The sequence below is a fragment of the Sulfobacillus harzensis genome, from assembly GCF_012933365.1.
GTDB lineage: Bacteria > Bacillota > Sulfobacillia > Sulfobacillales > Sulfobacillaceae > Sulfobacillus_B > Sulfobacillus_B harzensis.
Genome location: NZ_JABBVZ010000336.1, coordinates 1 through 540 on the forward strand (window position 1 = coordinate 1; position 540 = coordinate 540).

Annotated in this window: 1 pseudogene; it reads left to right on the plus strand. The window is 68.5% G+C overall.

Going from position 1 to position 540, the window contains the following annotated elements:
• Window positions 1-18 precede the first annotated feature (18 nt).
• Window positions 19-540, plus strand: a pseudogene (locus HIJ39_RS23375) (DUF1641 domain-containing protein); the annotation flags it as partial.

Here is a 540-nt window from a genome sequence, read left to right on the forward strand (position 1 = left end):
GGGGAAGCGGGGCCGGGGGTGGCAGAGACGGTGCGGGCGGTCGAAGATCACGGGGCCGACCTCGCCGCGATGATCCGGCAGCTGGGGGACTGGCAGCACAACGGGACCTGGAACGCGCTCACGGAGATGGTGTCGTTGGTGTCAGCCCTGCGCGACAGCGCCACTCCGCATCTGGCGGAACGATTGGGTCACCTGGCGGTGGGGCTCGGCCAAATGGCCGGGGAAGCGGGGCCGGGGGTGGCAGAGACGGTGCGGGCGGTCGAAGATCACGGGGCCGACCTCGCCGCGATGATCCGCCAACTCGGGGCTTGGCAACAGGATGGGACCTGGGATGCGCTGATGCAATTGGTCACGTTGGCCAAGGGATTGCAGGACTCGCTAACCCCGCACCTCGTGGAGCGCCTCGTCTCTTTCGCGGGGGATGCCGTGAGTGACTTGCGCGCGGCCCTGGATTCCGGCCTCCTCGACTTAGGGATTCGGGCCACCCACGCGCTGTCGGACGTGACCGAAACGGTTCGCAACGACACGTCGCGGGTGACG